At 66.5% G+C, this 20,798-nt stretch carries 25 protein-coding genes; 10 read left to right on the top strand and 15 right to left on the bottom strand.

Going from position 1 to position 20,798, the window contains the following annotated elements; all coding sequences use genetic code 11:
• Positions 1–52 precede the first annotated feature (52 nt).
• Positions 53–943, bottom strand: a complete 891-nt coding sequence (locus tag HWX36_RS04040) for an alpha/beta hydrolase (RefSeq protein ID WP_175950980.1) — start codon at positions 941–943, stop codon at positions 53–55.
• Between the two features lie 106 nt (positions 944–1,049).
• Between HWX36_RS04040 and HWX36_RS04035 the strand changes: the two genes are divergently transcribed.
• Positions 1,050–1,946 (top strand): LysR family transcriptional regulator, encoded by an 897-nt coding sequence (locus HWX36_RS04035; protein WP_175950979.1) that lies wholly within the window; start codon positions 1,050–1,052, stop codon positions 1,944–1,946.
• A 40-nt stretch (positions 1,947–1,986) separates the two neighbouring features.
• Here the strand turns inward: HWX36_RS04035 and HWX36_RS04030 are convergent, their stop codons facing one another.
• The 4 genes from HWX36_RS04030 to copC all read right to left on the bottom strand — a co-directional run bounded on the left by HWX36_RS04030 (position 1,987) and on the right by copC (position 4,984).
• Positions 1,987–2,922: a LysR family transcriptional regulator gene (locus HWX36_RS04030; RefSeq protein WP_175950978.1), complete on the bottom strand. Its 936-nt coding sequence runs from the start codon at positions 2,920–2,922 to the stop codon at positions 1,987–1,989.
• 166 nt (positions 2,923–3,088) lie between these two features.
• A complete protein-coding gene (locus HWX36_RS04025) occupies positions 3,089–3,862 on the bottom strand; it encodes an SDR family oxidoreductase (protein ID WP_175950977.1) in 774 nt (257 codons plus the stop codon).
• A gap of 183 nt (positions 3,863–4,045) precedes the next feature.
• Complete coding sequence (locus HWX36_RS04020; protein WP_175950976.1) at positions 4,046–4,546, bottom strand: DinB family protein; 501 nt, start codon at positions 4,544–4,546, stop codon at positions 4,046–4,048.
• Positions 4,547–4,609: 63 nt separating this feature from the next.
• Positions 4,610–4,984 (bottom strand): copper homeostasis periplasmic binding protein CopC, encoded by a 375-nt coding sequence (gene copC / locus HWX36_RS04015; protein ID WP_175950975.1) that lies wholly within the window; start codon positions 4,982–4,984, stop codon positions 4,610–4,612.
• 114 nt (positions 4,985–5,098) lie between these two features.
• On the opposite strand from copC, the gene HWX36_RS04010 reads away from it, so the two are divergent.
• Both HWX36_RS04010 and HWX36_RS04005 read left to right on the top strand, forming a co-directional pair.
• Positions 5,099–5,815, top strand: a complete 717-nt coding sequence (locus HWX36_RS04010; protein WP_175950974.1) for a 16S rRNA pseudouridine(516) synthase — start codon at positions 5,099–5,101, stop codon at positions 5,813–5,815.
• 105 nt (positions 5,816–5,920) lie between these two features.
• A complete protein-coding gene (locus HWX36_RS04005) occupies positions 5,921–6,109 on the top strand; it encodes a hypothetical protein (protein WP_175950973.1) in 189 nt (62 codons plus the stop codon).
• On the opposite strand, the gene HWX36_RS04000 is transcribed toward HWX36_RS04005, so the two are convergent.
• Entirely contained in the window at positions 6,092–7,129 is a 1,038-nt protein-coding gene (locus tag HWX36_RS04000) for an NAD-dependent epimerase/dehydratase family protein (RefSeq protein ID WP_175950972.1), read from the bottom strand. The two genes, HWX36_RS04005 and HWX36_RS04000, sit on opposite strands and share 18 nt — an antisense overlap.
• 107 nt (positions 7,130–7,236) lie before the next feature.
• Between HWX36_RS04000 and HWX36_RS03995 the strand changes: the two genes are divergently transcribed.
• The 3 genes from HWX36_RS03995 (at position 7,237) to HWX36_RS03985 (ending at position 10,215) form a co-directional block, all read left to right on the top strand.
• Positions 7,237–8,268: a CDP-6-deoxy-delta-3,4-glucoseen reductase gene (locus HWX36_RS03995; RefSeq protein ID WP_039368138.1), complete on the top strand. Its 1,032-nt coding sequence runs from the start codon at positions 7,237–7,239 to the stop codon at positions 8,266–8,268.
• A 293-nt stretch (positions 8,269–8,561) separates the two neighbouring features.
• Positions 8,562–9,746 carry an acetylornithine transaminase gene (locus HWX36_RS03990; RefSeq protein ID WP_096502305.1) on the top strand — a complete coding sequence of 395 codons (1,185 nt, stop codon included), beginning with the start codon at positions 8,562–8,564 and terminating at the stop codon, positions 9,744–9,746.
• 13 nt (positions 9,747–9,759) lie between these two features.
• On the top strand, positions 9,760–10,215 hold the full coding sequence (locus HWX36_RS03985) for a GNAT family acetyltransferase (protein ID WP_175950971.1): 456 nt from the start codon (positions 9,760–9,762) through the stop codon (positions 10,213–10,215).
• A 24-nt stretch (positions 10,216–10,239) separates the two neighbouring features.
• Here the strand turns inward: HWX36_RS03985 and HWX36_RS03980 are convergent, their stop codons facing one another.
• The 9 genes from HWX36_RS03980 to HWX36_RS37575 form a co-directional block, all read right to left on the bottom strand.
• The gene (locus HWX36_RS03980; protein WP_175950970.1) at positions 10,240–10,911 is read right to left on the bottom strand and encodes a DUF2278 family protein; all 672 of its coding nucleotides are present in this window, start codon (positions 10,909–10,911) and stop codon (positions 10,240–10,242) included.
• 272 nt (positions 10,912–11,183) lie between these two features.
• Positions 11,184–11,900 (bottom strand): ABC transporter ATP-binding protein, encoded by a 717-nt coding sequence (locus tag HWX36_RS03975; protein WP_175950969.1) that lies wholly within the window; start codon positions 11,898–11,900, stop codon positions 11,184–11,186.
• On the bottom strand, positions 11,900–12,676 hold the full coding sequence (locus HWX36_RS03970) for an ABC transporter ATP-binding protein (protein WP_011352945.1): 777 nt from the start codon (positions 12,674–12,676) through the stop codon (positions 11,900–11,902). Before HWX36_RS03970 ends, HWX36_RS03975 begins: the two co-directional genes overlap by 1 nt.
• A 24-nt stretch (positions 12,677–12,700) precedes the next feature.
• Positions 12,701–13,870, bottom strand: a complete 1,170-nt coding sequence (locus HWX36_RS03965) for an ABC transporter ATP-binding protein (RefSeq protein ID WP_175950968.1) — start codon at positions 13,868–13,870, stop codon at positions 12,701–12,703.
• Positions 13,871–13,888: 18 nt separating this feature from the next.
• Positions 13,889–14,839 (bottom strand): branched-chain amino acid ABC transporter permease, encoded by a 951-nt coding sequence (locus tag HWX36_RS03960; protein ID WP_011352947.1) that lies wholly within the window; start codon positions 14,837–14,839, stop codon positions 13,889–13,891.
• A gap of 211 nt (positions 14,840–15,050) precedes the next feature.
• Complete coding sequence (locus tag HWX36_RS03955; RefSeq protein ID WP_244136321.1) at positions 15,051–15,728, bottom strand: amino acid-binding protein; 678 nt, start codon at positions 15,726–15,728, stop codon at positions 15,051–15,053.
• A 269-nt stretch (positions 15,729–15,997) separates the two neighbouring features.
• Positions 15,998–16,978: a 4-hydroxy-3-methylbut-2-enyl diphosphate reductase gene (ispH, locus tag HWX36_RS03950; protein WP_011352949.1), complete on the bottom strand. Its 981-nt coding sequence runs from the start codon at positions 16,976–16,978 to the stop codon at positions 15,998–16,000.
• 2 nt (positions 16,979–16,980) lie between these two features.
• Positions 16,981–17,436: a peptidylprolyl isomerase gene (locus HWX36_RS03945; RefSeq protein WP_175950966.1), complete on the bottom strand. Its 456-nt coding sequence runs from the start codon at positions 17,434–17,436 to the stop codon at positions 16,981–16,983.
• An 11-nt stretch (positions 17,437–17,447) separates the two neighbouring features.
• A complete protein-coding gene (locus tag HWX36_RS37575) occupies positions 17,448–17,573 on the bottom strand; it encodes a hypothetical protein (RefSeq protein WP_256093565.1) in 126 nt (41 codons plus the stop codon).
• Here HWX36_RS37575 and radC point away from each other — a divergent pair.
• The 4 genes from radC (at position 17,572) to nadB (ending at position 20,748) form a co-directional block, all read left to right on the top strand.
• Positions 17,572–18,345, top strand: a complete 774-nt coding sequence (gene radC, locus HWX36_RS03940) for a DNA repair protein RadC (protein ID WP_175950965.1) — start codon at positions 17,572–17,574, stop codon at positions 18,343–18,345. The genes HWX36_RS37575 and radC overlap by 2 nt on opposite strands.
• 237 nt (positions 18,346–18,582) lie before the next feature.
• The gene (rpmB, locus tag HWX36_RS03935; protein WP_004186391.1) at positions 18,583–18,816 is read left to right on the top strand and encodes a 50S ribosomal protein L28; all 234 of its coding nucleotides are present in this window, start codon (positions 18,583–18,585) and stop codon (positions 18,814–18,816) included.
• A 17-nt stretch (positions 18,817–18,833) separates the two neighbouring features.
• A complete protein-coding gene (gene rpmG / locus HWX36_RS03930) occupies positions 18,834–19,001 on the top strand; it encodes a 50S ribosomal protein L33 (protein ID WP_006478046.1) in 168 nt (55 codons plus the stop codon).
• 160 nt (positions 19,002–19,161) lie between these two features.
• Entirely contained in the window at positions 19,162–20,748 is a 1,587-nt protein-coding gene (gene nadB / locus HWX36_RS03925; RefSeq protein ID WP_175950964.1) for an L-aspartate oxidase, read from the top strand.
• Positions 20,749–20,798 lie beyond the last annotated feature (50 nt).

Here is a 20,798-nt window from a genome sequence, read left to right as displayed (position 1 = left end):
CGCGCCCTGTGTCGGCTGCCGATCCGCTGCGCGCCGGCCACGCCGGCGCGCATCAGCCTTGCCCGCAGAACCCGAGGATCGCGTCGGCGACCGCCGCCGGCGCCTCGCGCTGCGGAAAGTGGCCGACGCCATCCAGCACCTGTCGCGCGTAGCGCCCCGCGAAGAACTGCTCGCGCCCGGCCGAGCTGTCCGGATGATTGCAGGTGTCCGCGCCGCCGTGCAGTACAAGCGTCGGCAGCGCCAGCACCGGCGCGGGATTCAGCCGTGCGTCGTCGTCGGCATAGGCCGGCGTGCCCGGCGCGAATCCCCACCGATGCCGGTACGAATGCAGGACGACGTCGAGCCAGTCGGGCCCGTCGAACGCGGTGGCGGCCGCCTCGAAATCGCCGTCGCGATACCAGCCCGGCGGCGACCACGTATCCCACATCAAGCGGGCAAACGCGCGACGATCGTCGCGCAACGCCTGCTCGCCGCGCGGCGTCGCCATGAACCAGTGATACCAGTAGTTGCGCGCCTGCTGCAGCGACAGCGGCTGTCCCGGATCGTTGGTGCCATACCCGACCGACAGCATCACGAGATGGGATGCGGCGCCATCGCGCAGCCCGCACGCGTTCGCGACTGCCCGCGCGCCCCAGTCGTGCCCGACCAGCATGGGCCGCTCGATGCCGAGCACATCGACGAAGTCGAGCAGGTCGCGCCCGAGCGCCGCAAGCTGGCCGCTACGCGGCGCGGATGCGTCGCGAAAGCGGGTCGGCGCAAATCCGCGCAGCGCGGGAGCGAGCACCCGGTAGCCGCGCGCGGCGAGTGCGCCCGCCACGGCGTCCCAGCCGACCGGGCTGTCCGGCCAGCCGTGCAGCAGCACGGCCACGCGTTCGCCGCGCGGGTTCCATTCGAGATAGGCAATGTCGAGCGACGCGGTCGTCGCATGCGCATAGGTCGTCATCGTGCACTCCGTGGGATCGATCCGAGTACACGATGGTAGGCCGGTCTTTCATCACGATTCATTGAGTATCATTGTCAATTCTTCGAATATTGCGTTGAATCGATCCATGGAACCGCTGACCGACCCCGCGTCGACGTCGCTCGACATCACGCTGCTGCGCACCTTCCTCGAAGTCGTCGACAGCCGCGGGTTCGCGCCGGCCGCCGAACGGCTCGCGCTGACGCCGTCGGCCGTCAGCGGCCACATCAAGCGGCTCGAACAGGCAGCCGGCACGGTGCTGCTCGCGCGCACGACACGCCGCGTCGCGCTTACGCCAGCCGGCGACACGTTGTACGCATACGCGCGCAACATCGTCGACATGGAGCGCGAAGTGCGCGCGCGGCTGCGCGGCGCGCCGGCGCACGGGCCGCTGCGGGTCGGCGCGTCGGAAGATTTCGCGGGCGCGTGGCTGCCGCAGGTGCTGCGCACGTTTCGCGACCGCCACCCGCGCACGTCGATCGAGCTGAAGGTCGGCATCACCGCGTCCCTGCTGCACGAACAGACGCTCGGCCGGCTCGACGTCGTGTTCGGCAAGCAGTGCCGGCAGGTCGACACGCCAGGCGAACTGCTGTGGGAAGAACCGCTCGTGTGGGCGTTCGCGTCGGATCGCACACTCGACGCCGGCGACGACGTGCCGCTCGCACTGTTTCCGCAGCCATGCGTCTATCGGGAGGCCGCCGTCGCGGCACTTGCCGCTGCACTGCGGCCGTTCCGCGTGCTGTTCGAGAGCAGCAGCATGGCCGGCTGCGTGTCGGCCGCGCTCGCGGGCTTCGCGGTCACCGCACTGGCGCGCAGCCAGCTGCGCGACGGCCTGCGCGAATGCGGCCCGCAGGACGGTCTGCCGGCGCTGCCGGCCGCGCGCTTCTACGCGTTCGCGGCGAAACCGGACGGCGCCGGCGCGGCATTGATCGATGCGGTGCGGGAAACCGGGCGCAGCCGGCACTTCGCGGCGCAGCCCGGCTGAAACACGCGCGACGGCACGTGACGCAAACCGGCCGTGCCGGTCAGTCGCCCTCCGCGCCCGCCCCCTCCCCGCTCCTCGTCAACGCGCTCACCATCAGCTCCCCGAACCATTCGATGAACGCATTGAGCCGGCGCGAACGGTGCCGCCGGTGCGGGTACACGGCCGACACGTCCATCGGTGCCGCGCGGTGGCCGGGCATCACGTCGACGAGCGCGCCGCTGTCGAGCAGATGTTCGACGTCGAAGCGCGGAATCTGGATCAGCCCCATCCCGGCGATACAGCTGGCGATATAGGTTTCGGCGTTGTTGACGATCACCCGGCTCGGCAGCGTGAGCGTGTGCCGCTGGCTGTCCGCGCAGTATTCCCAGTCGAGCTCGCGCCCTGTCGTCGGCGACGCATAGCCGATCGCCCAGTGCCCGTGCGCGAGCGCATCCGGATGCTCGGGCACGCCGCATTCGCGCAGGTAGTCGGGGCTCGCGCAGTTGATCAGCGTGAACTGCCCGAGCGGCCGCACGACGAGGCTGCTGTCCGCGAGCCGCCCCACGCGAATCGCGCAGTCGACGCCCTCCTGCACCAGGTCGATCGAACGATCCGTCGAACCAAGCGACAGTTGCAGCTTCGGGTACCGCTGAAACAGCGACGGCAGCGCAGGCGCCACCATGCGGCGCGCGATCCGGCTCGGCACGTCGACGTTCAGCCGGCCGATCACGTCGCGGTCGCGGCGGCGGAACAGGCGGTCGAGTTCGTCGGCCTCCGCGAGCAGGCGCCGGCCGCGTTCAAGCAGCAGCACGCCGTCGGCGGTCAGTTGCACCTGGCGTGTCGTGCGGTGCAAGAGACGTGTACCGAGCCCCGTCTCCAGCTGCTGAACCGCCGCCGACACGGTCGCGCGCGGCACGTCGAGCGCATGCGCGGCCTTGATGAAGCTGCCCATCTCGGCAACCTGCAGGAAGATTCTGACCTGATCCAGCTTGTCCATCGGCAGGGAACGTAGATTCGGACGAATGCCGCCGCCAGCCGTCGCGCGTCGCGGCGAGGTCCGGTGGCACCAAGAAAACGGGCGCGCAGCCGCGAGGCCACGCGCCCGTCCATTGTCCACGCAAACGCGCCATTGCGGTGCGCCGCGCGGCCCGTTGCCGGGTCGGTTACTTGGTCGTATAGCCGCCGTTGATCAGGATCGTCTGGCCCGTGATCCACCAGCCGTCGGTGACGAGATGGCGGATGAACGGCACGACGTCCTCGATGTCGGTCAGGCCCGTCTTGCTGAACGGCGACAGCGCGGCCGCCGTCTTGTGATACGCGACCGCATCGGCGCCTTCGGCCGGGTAGAAGAACGGCGTGTCCATCGGGCCCGGCCCGACGGCCGTCACCGAGATCCCGCGCGCGCCGTATTCCTTCGACGCCGCGCGCGTGAAATGCTCGACCGGCGCCTTCGACCCTTCGTACGCCGCATAGAACGGCGTGAACGCGCCGAGCAGCGACGTCACGAGCGTGACGAGCTTGCCGTGATCCTCGAGGTGCCGCCCCGCTTCCTTGATGAAGAAGAACGCCGACTTGCTGTTGACCGCGAACATGTCGTCGTACTCGGCCTCGCTGATCTCGGTGAACTGCTTCTTCAGCACCTTGCCGACCGTGTTGATCGCGATGTCGATCTTGCCGAAGCGCTGCTTCGCGTCGTCGAACAGCTTCTCGACCGCGGCGGCCGTCGTCAGGTCGCCCTGGAACGTTGCGGCTTGCGCGCCGGCCGCACGCACCGCGGCAGCCGTCTCCTCGGCCTGCGTCTGCGATGCGGCACTGTTGTAGTGAATCGCCACGGCCTTCGCGCCGTGGCTCGCCAGGTCCCGCGCGATCAGGCCGCCGAGATTCTTGGCGCCGCCTGCGATCAGGACGACCTTGCCTGCGAGCGTATGCGTTGCCACGGTTGACTCCTTTTCTCGTTGAACGAAGCTTGGAGTGTAGGCACGCGCGACGCACCGGTCAGCCGGTCGCGACTGGATGGATTATCCAGAAAAACGATCCAATCGAAGCGCGGCAGTGCGGCCTGCCGCACCGACAGCCGCACCGGAATCTGCAATCGATGGATTGCGCCAATGCCGGCCGGCTCAGCGCGCGTACAGCGTCGCGTCGATCTTGCCGAGCAGCCATTGCATGCCGGCCAGATGCTGCTGGTCGTGGCTGCACAGGTAGTGGACGAGCCCGCGCACGGTCAGCGAACCGTAGCCGTCGAACGCCCCGGTGCGCGCGAGCTGTTCGGGCGTGAGGCGCGACACGAGCTCCAGCGTCTCGCGCCGCGCTTCGCGGATCGCCGCGAGTACGTCGGACGCATACGCGTCGTTGTAGCGGCGCTCGATCGCGAGCGCGTCGCCATCGATCGACGCGAGCAGCGGCCGGTCTTCGTCGAGCATCCGCCGCAGCCGCACGTGATAACCGTCGATCTCGATGTCGCGCACGTGGCAGAGCTGCCCGAGCGGCGAAAAGTGCTCGCTCGGAATCCCGGCCCAGTCGTCGGGCGTCCAGCGCGCGTAGCCGTCGGGCACGGCCGCGAAATGGGCTTCGAGCAGACGGGGGAAATCGGCGAGTGCGTCGAGCGTCGTCGGATTCATGCGGGACTCCCGGTCCGATGGGAGCGGCGGCAGCCCTGGCACGGGCCTGCCGCCGCCGTTGCGTCACTTCACGCTGAAGCCGTACGCGCCCTGCGTGCGGTGCCCGTCGGTCGCGACGGCCACCCACTTCACCGTATAGGCGCCCGTGCCGACCGCCGTGAGCGGCACCGTCATCCGCTTGCGGTTCGACGCGTCGATGCGCGCGCGGCCGTCCGACACCGTCTTGCCGCCGCCGTCGACCACGACGATCGAGCTGAACGCCGGCTCCAGCGGCTCGGTGAAGTCGATCGTGACGGCGGCGGGTGCGGCATCCACCGCCGCGCCCGCCGCCGGGTCGCTCTTCGCGAGGTGCGCGTGCGCGAACGCGGCCGACGATACGGTCGCGGCAACGATGACGGCGGCCGCCTTGCGGCCGAACGGGAACGTGGCAAAGGGCATGGACTCTCCGTGAAGAATGAACGGGCGCCGCGCGCCGCGCGGCGTACCGGCAGCTTACCAGCGCATGCGCGTTCACGCCGGGCGCGCGCCATCGCTTGATAGAATGCGCGCGCTATGGATCTCGAAAGCATTCTCTACACCCAGGGCTTCGGCTCGCGCCGCCAGTGCCGCGGCCTGATCGAAGCGGGCCGCGTCACCGTGGCGGGCGCCAGCGCGACCGACCCCGACGCCGGCTTCGATACCGACGGCCTCGTGTTCTCGGTCGACGATACGGCGTGGCCGTTCCACGCGCGCGCGTATCTCGCGCTCAACAAGCCGGCCGGCTACGAGTGTTCGCGCGATCCGCAACACCACGCGAGCGTGTTCAGCCTGCTGCCCGCGCCGCTCGTCGCGCGCGGCGTGCAGTGCGTCGGTCGTCTCGACCAGGACACGACGGGCCTGCTGCTGCTGTCCGACGACGGCCAGTTCGTGCACGCGTACACGTCGCCGAAGCGCAAGGTGCCGAAGACCTACGTGGCGACCGTGCGCCACCCGCTCGACGACACGCAGCTGAACATGCTGCGCACCGGCGTGCAGCTGCACGGCGAGCCGAAGCCGATCGCGGCGGTCGCCGCCGACGCGCGCGACACGCACGCGCTCGTGCTGACCGTCCTCGAAGGCAAGTATCACCAGGTCAAGCGCATGGTCGCGGCGGCGAGCAATCGCGTCGAAGCGCTGCATCGCGAAAGCATCGGCGGCTTCGCGCTGCCGGGCGATCTCGCACCCGGTGCGTGGCGCTGGCTCGATGACGCCGACCTTTCAGCGTTGCGCAATCCCGTCAAAACCCTGTAAGGGAAAATCCGCACGATCGTTCGACGCCCGGCCGCATCTCGGCAGCATGTTCCCCCGCTATACTCGAATCACAAGCTGTACGAGCAGCGATGCAGGGGAGACATCATGAACATCGACCATTCTTTTGAACTGTCGTACGTGATGATCGCGTTCGCGGTCGTCGGGGTCATCGTGATCGGCGGGCTGCTGGCCGCGATGCACCTGAAGCACAAATATCATCCGAACCTGATTGGCGCACTGATCGGCGCGCTGTTGTGCTTCCTGCTGATCGAGGCGTTACCGGCGCTGACCTGACGCGCTGCCCGGCGCGAGCGTTTGAAGGAAATCGTCTACGGTCGGATAGCGCAACGTCACGCACAATTCGGCCTTCAGCCGTGCGTTGGACAGGCGCCGCGACTCGCGCATGAACGACAGCAGTGTCGGTTCGAGCTGACGCTCGGCGTCGGCGCGGCTGACGCGTGGCGGCCTCGGCAGGCCGAGCACCTGCGCGACCCGGTCGAAATACTCTCCCATCCGCAGTTCGCTGTCGTCCGACGCATGCACGGCGCGCGCCGGCTTGCCCCGCTCGGCCGCGCGGCGCAGGATCGCCGCGAGATCGTCCGCGTGGATGTGGTTCGTGTAGACGTCGTCGGCCGGTTCGAGCGCCGGCGTGCCGCGCTCGAGCCGTGCGACCGGCAGACGGTTTGCCGCGTAGATGCCCGGAATGCGCACGATGCGTGCGGACAGCACGCCGCGCACCGTCGCCGCACGCAGTTGCCGCTCGGCCGACACGCGCCGGAACGCGCGCGGATTCGCCGGGCGCAGCGGATGCGTTTCGTCGATGCGCGCGCCACCGCAGTCGCCGTAAACGCCCGTCGTACTGGCGTAGACGAGCCTCGGCGCACAAAGGCCGTCGGGTACAATACGCGCTGCCCGAACGGGCGCGCCGGCCTGGCGGGCAGCGGTGCGCAGCGTTCGGAGCCGGCCGACCGCCGGTGCCGGCGGCACCGGTGGCCGTCGTGCAGGCACGGTCGTTGCGGCGATCAGCGCACGTGTGCGCCGGTCGTCGTGGCCGTCGGACTGCGGCGGTGCGAGATGCAGGATCGTGCGGGCCAGGCCCGCGAGGCGGCCGAGCGTCGCCCGGCGATCGAGATCGCCGACGATCGGTATCGCGCCCGCGGCGCGCAGTTCGTCGCGGCGAGCCGGATGGCTCGTCAGCGCGAAGACCCGCAGGTTGCGGCGCGTGTCGCGCCATTGCGCGACGCAGCGCATGCCGACGTCGCCACAGCCGACGATCAGTGCGCGCGGCCGGCGCAGGATTCGAGTCGCGATCATGTTGGTTGCGAAATCAGTAGCCACCGTTGCGCGACGCGCAACGGGTTTGCATTGTAGCTGCCGTGCTCGACATGCACGGTCCCCACATTTTGTTCTAGTTTGGTTCTATGGCATTCAACGTCACTCTCAAGCAAAGCGGCCGGCAATTCCAGGTCGAGTCGGACGAAACCGTGCTGGCCGCTGCGCTGCGCCAGAACGTCCACCTGCCGTACGGCTGCAAGAACGGCGCGTGCGGCTCCTGCAAGGGCCAGATCGTGTCGGGCCAGATCGAACAGGGCCCGCACGCCGCGTCGGCACTGTCCAATGACGAGCGCACGCGCGGCCTCGCGCTGCTGTGCTGCTCGAAGGCGCAGTGCGATCTCGAAATCGACGTGCGTGAAATCGCCGGCGTCGACGGCGTGCAGGTCAAGAAGCTGCCGTGCCGGATCGCCGCACTCGAGCGCAAGGCCGACGACGTGATGGTCGTGAAGCTCCAGTTGCCCGCCAACGAACGCCTGCAGTATCTCGCGGGCCAGTACGTCGAGTTCATCCTGAAGGACGGCTCGCGCCGCAGCTACTCGATGGCGAACGCGCCGCACGAGGAGGGCCCGATCGAGCTGCATATCCGCCACATGCCGGGCGGCAAGTTCACCGACCACGTGTTCGGCGCGATGAAGGAACGCGACATCCTGCGCTTCGAAGGCCCGCTCGGCACGTTCTTCCTGCGCGAGGATTCCGACAAGCCGATCGTGCTGCTCGCATCGGGCACGGGCTTCGCGCCGATCAAGGCGATCATCGAGCACGTGAAGCACACGGGCATCACGCGCCCGATGACGCTCTACTGGGGCGCGCGCCGCAAGAAGGACATCTACCTCGGCGAGCTCGCCGAGCAGTGGGCGCGCGAGATTCCGAACTTCAAGTACGTGCCGGTGCTCTCCGAGCCGGACGCAGGCGACCAGTGGACGGGCCGCACCGGCTTCGTCCATCGCGCGGTGATCGAGGACCTCCCCGATCTGTCGGGCCACCAGGTGTATGCCTGCGGCGCGCCGGTGATGGTCGAATCCGCGCAGCGCGATTTCACGCAGCACCACGCACTGCCGGCCGACGAGTTCTACGCCGACTCGTTCACGAGCGCTGCCGATCTCGCGCATCCGGTCTAAGGTCCGCCCATCCGCGTACGGCACCGCACGCCGCGATGTCACATCCATGGCATCGCGGCGGTTTACAGTGAGGCGCGGGATGCCTTATGCTTGCGCACATGAACTGCTTCCTGTCCGCCCTTCGACGTCGCCGCTCGCCGCTCCGCCCGGATGCCGCAGGCTCGTCACGGACTCGCGCGTAACCCCCACACTGCTTCACCGGTTACGCACAAGCTGTTCGACCCACCAGCCACGGCCTTCCGTGGCTTTTTTATTGCCCATTTTCCGTCCACCCTCCGCTGGAGTCTGCTGCCATGCCCCTGAACGATTATCCGATCGACTCGCTGATGTACATCACGAACCGCCCCGACATCGTGTTTACGCACGGAAAGGGTTCGTGGCTCTACGATCACACGGGCAAGCGCTATCTGGACTTCATCCAGGGCTGGGCCGTCAACAGCCTCGGCCACTGCAACGAAGGCATCGTCGAAGCGCTGAAGACGCAGGCGGAAAAGCTGCTGAACCCGTCGCCCGCGTTCTACAACGAACCGATGGCGAAGCTCGCGGGCCTGCTCACGCAGCACAGCGTGTTCGACAAGGTGTTCTTCACGAACAGCGGCGCGGAAGCGAACGAAGGCGCGATCAAGCTCGCACGCAAGTGGGGCCGCAAGTTCAAGAACGGCGCGTACGAGATCATCACGTTCGACCACAGCTTCCACGGCCGCACGCTCGCGACGATGTCGGCCAGCGGCAAGCCGGGCTGGGACACGATCTACGCACCGCAGGTGCCGGGCTTCCCGAAGGCCGAGCTGAACGACATCAACTCGGTCGAGAAGCTGATCACCGACAAGACCGTCGCGGTGATGCTCGAGCCGATCCAGGGCGAAGGCGGCGTGATTCCGGCCACGCGTGAATTCATGCAGGCGCTGCGCGCACTGACGAAGCAGCACAACCTGCTGCTGATCGTCGACGAAGTGCAGAGCGGCTGCGGCCGGGCGGGCACGCTGTTCGCGTACGAGCTGTCCGGCATCGAGCCGGACGTCATGACGCTCGCGAAAGGCATCGGCGGCGGCGCCCCGCTCGGCGCGCTTCTGTCGAAGGCCGAGGTCGCGGTGTTCGAGGCCGGCGACCAGGGCGGCACGTACAACGGCAACCCGCTGATGACGGCGGTCGGCTATTCGGTGATCTCGCAACTCGTCGCGCCGGGCTTCCTGGAAGGTGTGCGTGCGCGCAGCGAATACCTGAAGCGCAAGCTGCTGGAGTTGTCGGAAGAGCGTGGCTTCGAAGGCGAACGCGGCGAAGGCCTGCTGCGCGCGCTGCTGCTCGGCAAGGACATCGGCCCGCAGATCGTCGAGAAGGCGCGCGACATGCAGCCCGACGGCCTGCTGCTGAACGCCGCGCGGCCGAACCTGCTGCGCTTCATGCCCGCACTGAACGTGACGACCGAGGAAATCGACCAGATGATGGCGATGCTGCGGTCGGTTCTCGACACGCTCTAAGGAGAGCCCGCAAATGAATGCCGTCGCCGAAGCTGTCGCCATCCGCCCGTTCGAACGCGCCGACACCGATGCCGTGCTCGCGGTATGGCGCGACGCGTTCCCGCAGTACGAAGACGCCGACGCGCCACCGCACCGCAATCCGCTGCGATCCATCGAGCTGAAGCTCGCGACGCAACCGGAACTGTTCTTCGTCGCGACCAGCGGCGCACGCGTGGTCGGCACGCTGATGGCGGGTTTCGACGGGCATCGCGGCTGGCTCTACTCGTTCGGCGTATCGAACGACGCGCGCCGGCTCGGCATCGGCCGCGCACTGATCGCGCATGCGGAACGCGCGCTCGCCGCGCGCGGCTGCCTGAAGGTCAATCTTCAGGTGCTGCCCGGCAACGACGATGCGTGCCGCTTCTACGCGGCGCTCGGCTATCGCGTCGAGGAACGCATCTCGTTCGGCAAGACGCTGCCGGCCGCATGAAGCGAAGGCCGGCAGCCCGCCACTTCAGCGGGTAATCGGCCCCGCGCCCGGCAGCGGATTGCCGAGCGCGTCGGTCGGCACGGCCTGCTGCTCGAACGCGGCGAAATACGCGGCCCACTGCGTGTCGCTCACGCGCACGATCAGCGCACCGTCCTGCCAGATGTCGTTGTGGTCGTTATGGTCGTCGCCTGCGCGATGCAGGTAGGTCGAACCGGTCGAACCCTGGTTCATGTGCGTGTCGTGGATGCCGTTGCCTTCGGCATACGAGCGGCCGAACACGACGACGTCGAGCCCCTGCGACTGCGCGGCGTTCACCAGCCGCAGCAGCGACGGGATCGGCTCCTGATTCTCCGTGCCGTCCATCACGGCGCTCGGGCGCCACGCGCCCGTTTCGTTCAGGATGTCGCTGCGCAGGTAGTCGAGCGCGGGCAGCGCGGCCTGCCCCGTCAGGTCCGTATAGCCTTCGGCCGCGGCCGCGAGGGTCTGCGTGATCGGGTGGTGGAAATCGTAGACGAGCTTGTAGTTCAGCAGGTCGTCCGCGTCGTTGGTGCCGACGTTGATCGCGACGTCCCAGTCGCCGCCGGGCAACGCCAGCGTCAGGTGGATGTGATACTGGATCTCGCTGCCGTGCGGCGAGCCCTTCAGCGTCGCCACCGATGTCACCTTCGCCTTCACAAAACCGTAGTCCAGACTCATGCGTGCTCTCCGTGTCCCGATGGGCCGTCGATGCTACACGGCCCGTGTGTCGGTTTGCGGGCGACCGGCAACGGGCGGCCGCCCCATCGTTCCCGCGCCGCGTGCGCGGCGCACCAGTCGAATGGAGTCGCACTCGCACGCACAAGTTCGACCCGAATCTCATGACACGAAAAAAAAGCTGTCACGGCATCCCGTGACAGCCTTTCGACAGCCCGTGTGCGGCGTGCCCGGCACCTGCCGTCGCACACCACCGGGCCCGCTCATTCACTCACTCATTCACCCAGGTACGCGGCACGCACCTTCGGATCGTCGAGCATCTGCTTCGCATCGCCTTCCATCGTGACCGTGCCCGAATCCATCACGTAGCCGCGGTCGGCCGCCTGCAGCGCGAGGCGCGCGTTCTGCTCGACGAGCAGCACCGTGATGCCCTCCTTCGAGATTTCACGCACCACTTCGAAGATCTTCTCGACCATGATCGGCGACAGGCCCATCGACGGCTCGTCGAGCAGCAGCAGCTTCGGCTTCGAGAGGATCGCGCGCGACATGGCCAGCATCTGCTGCTCGCCGCCCGACAGCGTGCCCGCGAGCTGCGTCGCCCGCTCCTTCAGGCGCGGGAAGAAGCCGAACATGCGGTCGACGTCCTTCTTGATCTGCTCGGTGTCGTTGCGCAGGTACGCGCCCATCTGCATGTTCTCGACGATCGACATCCGCGCGAAGATCCCGCGACCTTCCGGCACCATCGCGAGGCCTCGCTTGAGCAGCTCGTGCGTCGGAATGCCCCTGATCGACTTGCCGTCGTACTCGATGTCGCCCGCCGAGTACGCCTTGAGACCCGTGATCGCCTTCATCGTCGTGGTCTTGCCTGCGCCGTTCGCGCCGATCAGCGTCACGAGCTCGCCCTGACGAACTTCCATGTCAACGCCCTTGACGGCCTGGATGCCGCCGTAGTTGACCTGCAAGCCCTTGATTTTCAACATTGCCGCTGCCATCAGTGCACCCCTGCGCCGAGATATGCCTCAATCACCTTCGGATTCTTCTGCACGTCCTGCGGCAGACCCTCGGCGATCACCTTGCCGTAATCGAGCACCGTCATCCGGTTGCACAGCCCCATCACGAGCTTCACGTCGTGCTCGATCAGGAGAATCGTGCGGCCATCCGAGCGGATCTTGTCGAGCAGGCGCGTGAGTTCGACCTTCTCGGTCGCGTTCATCCCGGCCGCCGGCTCGTCGAGCGCGAGCAGCTTCGGATCGGTCGCCAGCGCGCGCGCGATCTCGAGACGGCGCTGGTGGCCATACGACAGGTTGCGCGACGTGTAGTCCGCGTACTGGAGCACGCCGACGTATTCGAGCAACTCGATCGCGCGTTCCTTGATCTCGCGCTCCTCCTGGCGTTCGGCCGGCGTCTGGAACACCGCGCCGAGCAGCCCGTGCTTGGTGCGCACGTGGCGGCCCACCATCACGTTCTCGAGGGCCGTCATCCCGCCGAACAGGCGGATGTTCTGGAACGTGCGCGCGATACCCGTCTTCGCGACCTGATGCACCGCGGTCGGCTTGTATTCCGTGCCGTCGAGCTTGAACTCGCCGGAGTCCGGCGTGTAGAGGCCCGTGATCACGTTGAAGAACGTCGTCTTGCCGGCGCCGTTCGGGCCGATCAGCCCGTAGATCTCGCCTTCCTTGATCTCGAGGCCGACGTCGGACAGCGCCTGCAGGCCACCGAAGCGCTTGTTCACGCCTTTGACGGACAGCCGGATTTGTTTGTCGCTCATGTGTGTATCCCCTGTGTCCGTAGGTTAAGCGCGCACCGGCTTCTTGCTGTTGCGCTTCGCCAGTTTCGCGATCCTGTCCTCATGCTTCGGCGCGGGCCACAGGCCTTCCGAGCGGTACAGCATGATGACCACCATCGCGAGGCCGTACAGCGCCTGACGGATCACTTCCGTATCGACGACGTCGTGGCCGAACAGCGCATGCTGCAGCGGGCTCATCGTCGAGCGCAGGAATTCCGGGAAGATCGCGAGCAGCACCGCACCCAGGATCACGCCCGGGATGTGGCCCATGCCGCCGAGCACCACGCAGGCCAGCACGACGATCGATTCCCAGAACGTGAACGATTCCGGCGACACGAAGCCCTGGAACGAACCGAACATCGCACCCGACAGGCCGCCGAACGACGCGCCCATCGCGAATGCGAGCAGTTTCACGTTGCGGGTGTTGATGCCCATTGCCTTCGCCGCGATCTCGTCTTCGCGGATCGCCGCCCATGCGCGGCCGATACGCGAGTGCTGCAGGCGCGTACACACCCAGATCACCAGCAGCGAGCACAGCACGAACAGGTAGTAATACATGTAGACCGACGGCAACTGGATCCCGAACAGCGAGTGCGTCTGCGCGAGGCTGAAGTCGCCGAGGTGCACCGGATCGATGCCCGTGATCCCCTTCGGGCCGTTGGTGATGTTCACCGGACGGTCGAGGTTGTTCATGAAGATCCGGACGATTTCACCGAAGCCGAGCGTCACGATCGCCAGGTAGTCGCCGCGCAGGCGCAGGGTCGGCGCGCCGAGCAGGATCCCGAAGGTCGCCGCCAGCGCCATCGCGATCGGCACGATGATCAGGAACGGGATGTGCAGGCCGTTCGGCGCGAGCGCCGCGATCCACTCGAATTGCGAGGTCAGGTGCGGCGAGCTCAGCAGCGCCGCCGTGTAAGCGCCCACCGCGTAGAACGCGATGTAGCCGAGGTCGAGCAGGCCGGCGAAGCCGACCACCACGTTCAGGCCCAGCGCGAGCATCACGTACAGCATCGCGAAATCGAGCACGCGGACCCAGTAGTTGCCGCCGGCCGAGCCGATGACGATCGGCGCCGCGATCACGAGGACCGCGGTCAGGAGGCCGATGATGACGGTCTTGGCGGTGTTGCGCTCTTCGACGAGCGACGTCGAGGATTCGATCGGTTGAATGGATGTCATGTTGTTTGCTCCCTTCCGTTACGCGCGATCCGCGACACGTTCGCCCAGCAGGCCGGACGGACGGAACACCAGCACGATGATCAGCACGATGAAGGCGAACACGTCCTGGTAGTTACTGCCGAATACGCCACCCGTGAGGTTGCCGATGTAGCCGGCCCCGAGCTGCTCGATCAGGCCGAGCAGCACACCGCCGACCATCGCACCGCCGAGGTTGCCGATCCCGCCCAGCACCGCGGCCGTGAATGCCTTCATGCCGGGGATGAAGCCCATGTAGAAGTGCACGTTGCCGTATTCGGATGCAATCATCACGCCGGCCAGCGCGGCGAGCGCGGAGCCGATCATGAACGTCGCGGAGATCACGAAGTTCGGGTTCACGCCCATCAGGCTCGCGGTGTTCGGGCTTTCGGCGATCGCGCGCATCGCACGGCCGAGCTTGGTCTTGTGCACGAGCAGCAGCAGGCCGGCCATCACGATGAACGCCACCGCGATGATCACGATTTCAGTCACCGAGATCACGGCGCCGGGCGTCGTGTCGGTCGCCTTGATCACGTTGATCGGATCGGTCGGCAGCAATTGCGGGAACGGCAGCGGGTTGCGCGACCAGATGATCATCGCGGCGGTCTGCAGCAGGATCGACACGCCGATCGCGGTGATCAGCGGGGCGAGGCGCGGTGCGCGACGCAGCGGCCGGTATGCGACCCGCTCGATCGTGAAGCCGACGAATGCACAGACGACGGCGGCGATGCCCAGGCCGATCGTCAGCGTCGCGACGTTGCCGAGTCCGGGGAAATGGTTCTGCAGCACGGTGATGGCAGACAGGGCGACCATCGCGCCGATCATCAGCACGTCGCCATGCGCAAAGTTGATGATGCCGAGAATGCCGTACACCATCGTGTAGCCCAACGCGATGATGGCGTAGACACTGCCGAGCACCAGCCCGTTGAGAACCTGCTGGACGAAAATATCCATTTAAAGCTCCTTGGCCCGTGCAGCCGGAGGACGTTGCGCCCCGCGGGTAAGCGAGGAATCGCGCCTTCTCGGCGACACTGCGGGTACTAGTCGATACCGGTAAGGGTGGATCGTCCCGGCGCGCGCCGCCCGGCCTGTACGGCCGGACCTGCCGCCGGAGCGGATACAAAAACGGCACCGCACTGTTCCGGTGCCGTCATGAGTCCCGTCGCTAAATCGTCACGACGTCGAGGACGGTGTTCGTGGCCTCCTTGAAGTCGTAGGGCAGCATGCCGAGACGGCCATCGTCCGGTTGCCCGGCATCCGTGCCTTTTCCCGTCCGGTGCGAGGCACGCCCCGCACGCGGGCAGTTCGGATTCCGTGCCGCGCCACCTCGCAAGGCAGCGTGAACACCGCGCCCGACATTCGTCAGGACTGCGTCGGAATCCATCGTGCGAACCAGACCGCGCGCCGCGACATCATTGCTCGCGGCAACGCGCTGTTTCGTCGAATCGAAATGAAAGGGGGCCGGCGGCATCGGCACGCTGCCCGTAGCGCCGGGCACCATGGCCGGCCTGCGTCGAGCGGCGCGGACGGTCGCTGTCACGCCACGACCGGCGGCTTGCTGTGTTGCAACCTGCGTACCCGCGGCCTGACCGTTCGCCAGGCCAAGCGCGTTGATTTCCTCGATCGCCAAACGTGCCCCGTTTTCCTTGTCCTTGCCCAATTGCGCGATGCAGCACGCGAACGGTGCCGCACGACCGGTTCCGGCGACGCGCACGCCACGGGTCGGCGATGCCGCGAGCACCGCAGCCTCCCTCCCCGCCCCGTCGTCGCTCTTTTTGCTGCAGCCGGCAAGCATTGCAACCGGTGCGGCGACGGACACGGCGTAAGCCAACTTCACATGCATTGAATGGTCTCCCGCGCCTTGCCCAAACCCGATTTCAAGGCCGTTCAGGCCTGAAAACGGGCGCATTGTAACTCCATTTATAGGACGCCAATAATCCTGATTCGATGGGGTTTTCCTGCATTGCAACCAATTTTGAGAGACGCTTGAAAACGCTCGGGGCAACCCGGTTGCACCATTAATCCGAATAATGGTTGCGATTGCCATTTCGACAGGCAAAAAAAAGCGCGCCGTAAGGCGCGCTTCGGTGTTCCGCAGGTGCGATGCGTCAATCAGGCAGCGGGCGGCAGGTTCAACCCGCGCGGCAGCGGAAACGACACGTTTTCCTCGATGCCGTCGAGCGCGCGCACATTGCGCACACCGAGCTCGCGCAGCCGCGCGATTACAGCCTGGGCGAGCACTTCGGGGGCCGACGCGCCGGCCGTCACGCCGATACGACGCTTGCCTGCGACCCATGCCGGATCGATCTGGTCAGGCGCATCGACCATGTACGCGTCCACGCCGCGCTTCTCGGCCACTTCGCGCAGGCGGCTCGAATTCGAGCTGTTCGGGCTGCCGACGACGATCACGACATCGCACTGCGGCGCCATGAACTTCACGGCGTCCTGGCGGTTCTGCGTCGCATAGCAGATGTCCTGCTTCTTCGGCTCGCGGATCTTCGGATACTTGGCCTTCAACGCTCCGATGATCTCGGCTGCGTCGTCGACGGACAGCGTCGTCTGTGTGACGAGCGCGATGCGTTCGGGATCGGCGAGTTCGAGCTTCTGCACGTCCTCGACGCTCTCGACGAGATGCATGCCGCGCTCGACCTGCCCCATCGTGCCCTCGACTTCCGGATGGCCCTTGTGCCCGATCATGACGATGTCGACGCCGTCCTGGCGCATCTTCGCCACTTCGACGTGCACCTTCGTGACGAGCGGGCAGGTTGCGTCGTAAATGCGCAACCCGCGCACGTCGGCTTCGTCGCGCACGGCTTTCGACACGCCGTGCGCGCTGAAGATCACGGTATTGCCGGCCGGCACTTCCTCGAGTTCCTCGACGAAGATCGCGCCTTTCTTCTTCAGATCCTCGACCACGTACTTGTTGTGGACGATCTCGTGACGAACGTAGATCGGCGCACCGTGCATCGCAATGGCGCGCTCGACGATCTCGATCGCACGATCGACGCCCGCGCAGAAACCGCGCGGCTGGGCCAGCAGGATTTCGGCATCGGCGGCGACGGTCTGCCCGGACAGCGTATCGGTGGTGCTCATGATTACAGGATTCCGATGATTTTCACTTCGAACGTGAGCGCTTGGCCCGCGAGCGGATGATTGAAGTCGAACAGTGCCGAGGTTTCGCCGACTTCCTTCAGCACCCCCGCGTATCGGCCGCCGTCCGGCGCGTTGAACTCGATCAGTTCGCCCGGCGTGAAATCGTCGCCGACCATCCCGTTCTCGCGCAGCGTCGACAGCGTGACGCGCTGGAGCATGTCGGGATTGCGGGGACCGAACCCCTGTTCGGGCGTTAGCTGAAAAGTCGAATGGTCGCCAACCCTGAGCCCGATCAGAATCTGTTCCAGCGACGGCGCCAGTTGCCCCGCGCCCAGCAGCAGCGTGGCCGGCTTGTCGGTGAAGGTGTTGACGATATCGGCGCCGTCGGCCAGTGCCAGCCGGTAATGCAACGTGACGTGGGAACCGGGCTTCACTTCGGATAGATCGATGAGGCTCATGAATTACTCGTTCAGTCGGCGCCCGATACGGCCGAAAGGCCCGGCGCAAAGCCAATATTGTAAGTCACCTGAGCGCGCAAGGCGGAAAGTGCGACGACGTCGCGCACACTGCCCGCCGCCAACGGAGTTTCGAGCATGCTGTCACCCTGCCTAGCCCTGCCGCCCGTCGAATGCCGCGACAGCACCGACCTGCCGGCCGATCCGCCCGGCCGTGCCCTCCCGATCCACCGCCGCAAGCGCCGCCCGCGCGGCTGGCGGCCCGAGCGGCCGCGCGAGCGATTGCTGGAGCGCGGGCCGGACGCACTGACCGACGACGAACTGATCGCACTGCTGCTCGGCACCGGCAAGCCCGGGCACGACGTATTCGTCACCGCCCGCGCACTGGTCGTGCAGTTCAAGACGCTGCGCGGGCTGCTCGAGGCAACCGCCGACGATTTCGAGGCGCACCCCGGCATCGGGCCTGCGCGCTCCGCACGACTGGTTGCGGTCCTCGAGATCGCGCGGCGCGTGCTGAAGGAGAAAGCACGCGAGAAGAAGCAGATCGATTCGCCCGGCGCGGTCGAGGATTATCTGCGGCTGAAGATCGGCGCGCGCCCGCACGAAGTCTTCGCCGCCGTCTACCTCGACGCGCGCCACGGCGTGATCGATATGGAGGAAATCACGCGCGGCTCGCTGACGCGCATGGCCGTCTACCCGCGCGAGATCGTGCGCCGCGCGATGGCGCACAACGCCGCGGCGCTGATCGTCGCGCACAACCATCCGTCGGGCGCGGTGCAGCCGAGCGCGGAAGATCGCCGCCTGACCCGCGTGCTGCACGACGCGCTCGCGCTCGTCGATGTCAGGCTGCTCGATCACGTCGTGATCGGCACCAGCGATACTTTTTCGTTCGCACGGGCCGGTTGGCTGTAGACTGTGCGGTTGCGGCCCGCCCAAGGGCGCCGCAACGGCGATGCGAAATTAGGTTTGATTTTTCTGAACTTTTTCTGCTAGAATCGCCGTCTGTCTTTTTTCCAACCAGTTCTAGCCATCGAAGGGCCTTGTCTGTAAGGGCTTCGGCGTTCTGAGTGCAGCCATGGATCACGTGGCGGTACGATGGAACCTTCATCGGCGATCGAACCCCGAATTTAGCGTATTAGGAGTGCTCTCATGGCACGCGTATGCCAAGTAACTGGGAAAGCGCCGATGAGCGGCAACAACGTTTCCCACGCCAACAACAAGACGAAGCGCCGCTTCCTGCCGAACCTGCAAAACCGCCGGTTCTGGGTAGAGAGCGAAAACCGCTGGGTGCGCCTGCGCGTCTCGAACGCCGGCCTGCGCCTGATCGACAAGAACGGCATCGATTCCGTGCTCGCTGACCTGCGCGCACGCGGCGAAGCCTAAGCCCAAGGAGCACAATCATGGCAAAAGGCGCACGCGACAAGATCAAGCTCGAGTCGACCGCTGGTACGGGTCACTTCTACACGACCACGAAGAACAAGCGCAACATGCCGGAAAAGATGGCGATCAAGAAGTTCGATCCCGTCGTCCGCAAGCATGTGGAATACAAAGAAACCAAGATCAAGTAATCTCCGGTTTCTGCCAGCCTGACGGCGACCGAAAAGCCCCGCACCTGCGGGGCTTTTTGTTTTGCACGCACGCTCCGGCGCGACGCGGTATGCTCTCCCCTTTCCGCGGCCACGGCCGCCGGAACGCACAAGATCAAAAGCGCAACGATGGAGATGCAGCATGAAATTCGACGTGGCGATCGTCGGCAGCGGCCTGGCAGGGCTGTCGGTCGCGCTCAACCTGGCCAGCACGCGACGTGTCGCGCTGATCGCGAAACGTTCGATGATGGAGGGCGCGAGCGATAACGCGCAAGGCGGCATCGCGGCTGTCCTCGATTCGGCGGACAGCATCGAGAACCACGTCGACGACACGCTGGTCGCCGGGGGCGGCTTGTGCGACGAAGGCGCGACGCGCTATATCGTCGAGCACGGCCGCGAAGCAATCGAATGGCTGATCTCGCAGGGCGTGCCGTTCACGAAGGACGACGCGGCCGAGCTCGGCTTCCACCTCACACGCGAAGGCGGCCACAGCCACCGCCGGATCATTCATGCGGCCGACGCGACCGGCCATGCGGTGCTCGCAACACTGTCGGCGCGTGTGCGCCAGCATCCGAACATCACGTTCTTCGAAAACCACCACGCGATCGACCTGATCACGTCGGACCGGCTCGGCCTGCCCGGCCGCCGCTGTCACGGCCTGTACGTGCTCGACGTCGACAACGACCGCACGATCACGATCGAGGCGCCGCATACGGTGCTCGCGACGGGCGGCGCCGGCAAGGTCTACCTGTACACGACGAACCCCGACACCGCGACCGGCGACGGCATCGCGATGGCGTGGCGCGCGGGCTGCCGCGTGTCGAACATGGAGTTCATCCAGTTCCACCCGACCTGCCTGTTCCATCCGTATGCGAAATCGTTCCTGATTTCGGAAGCCGTACGCGGCGAAGGCGGCCTGTTGAAGCTGCCCGACGGCACGCGCTTCATGCCCGCGCACGATCCGCGCGCCGAACTCGCGCCGCGCGACATCGTCGCGCGCGCGATCGACTTCGAGATCAAGAAGCGCGGGATCGACTGCGTATATCTCGACATCAGCCACCAGCCGGAAGCATTCCTGCGCGAACACTTCCCGACGATCCACGCGCGCTGCCTCGAATTCGGCATCGACATCGCGAAACAGCCGATTCCCGTCGTGCCGGCCGCACACTACACGTGCGGCGGCGTCGTCACCGACCTCGCCGGGCGCACCGATCTCGCGGGCCTGTATGCGGTCGGAGAAACGTCGTACACGGGGCTCCACGGCGCGAATCGGCTCGCCAGCAACTCGCTGCTCGAATGCCTCGTGATCGGCCGCGCAGCGGCCGAGGCGATCGAGGCAGCCGGCTTCGATGCCGATACGCCGGCCACGCTGCCCGCCTGGGACGAAAGCCGCGTGTCGGATGCGGACGAGGAAGTCGTCGTTGCGCACAACTGGGACGAGTTGCGCCGCCTGATGTGGAACTACGTCGGCATCGTGCGCACCGACAAACGCCTCGAGCGCGCAAAGCACCGGCTGTCGCTGCTGCGCGACGAGATCCACGAGTACTACGCGAACTTCCGCGTGACGCGCGACCTGCTCGAACTGCGCAACCTCGTCGACGTGGCGACGCTGATCGTGAAAAGCGCACACTCGCGCCACGAAAGCCGCGGGCTGCACTACAGCCGCGACTGGCCTAACTCGCTGCCGAAGGCGCTGCCGAGCGTGCTCACGCCGCGCGCGCGTCGCTGAGCGGTACGCCCTTCCGGGCGGCGGCCGCACAAAAAAAGCCGTTGGCGTTT

It is taken from the genome of Burkholderia sp. BCC0405 (genome assembly GCF_902833075.1).
Taxonomy (GTDB): domain Bacteria; phylum Pseudomonadota; class Gammaproteobacteria; order Burkholderiales; family Burkholderiaceae; genus Burkholderia.
Note: the sequence above shows the minus strand (reverse complement) of the source record. Positions and strands in the feature narration are given on the sequence as shown.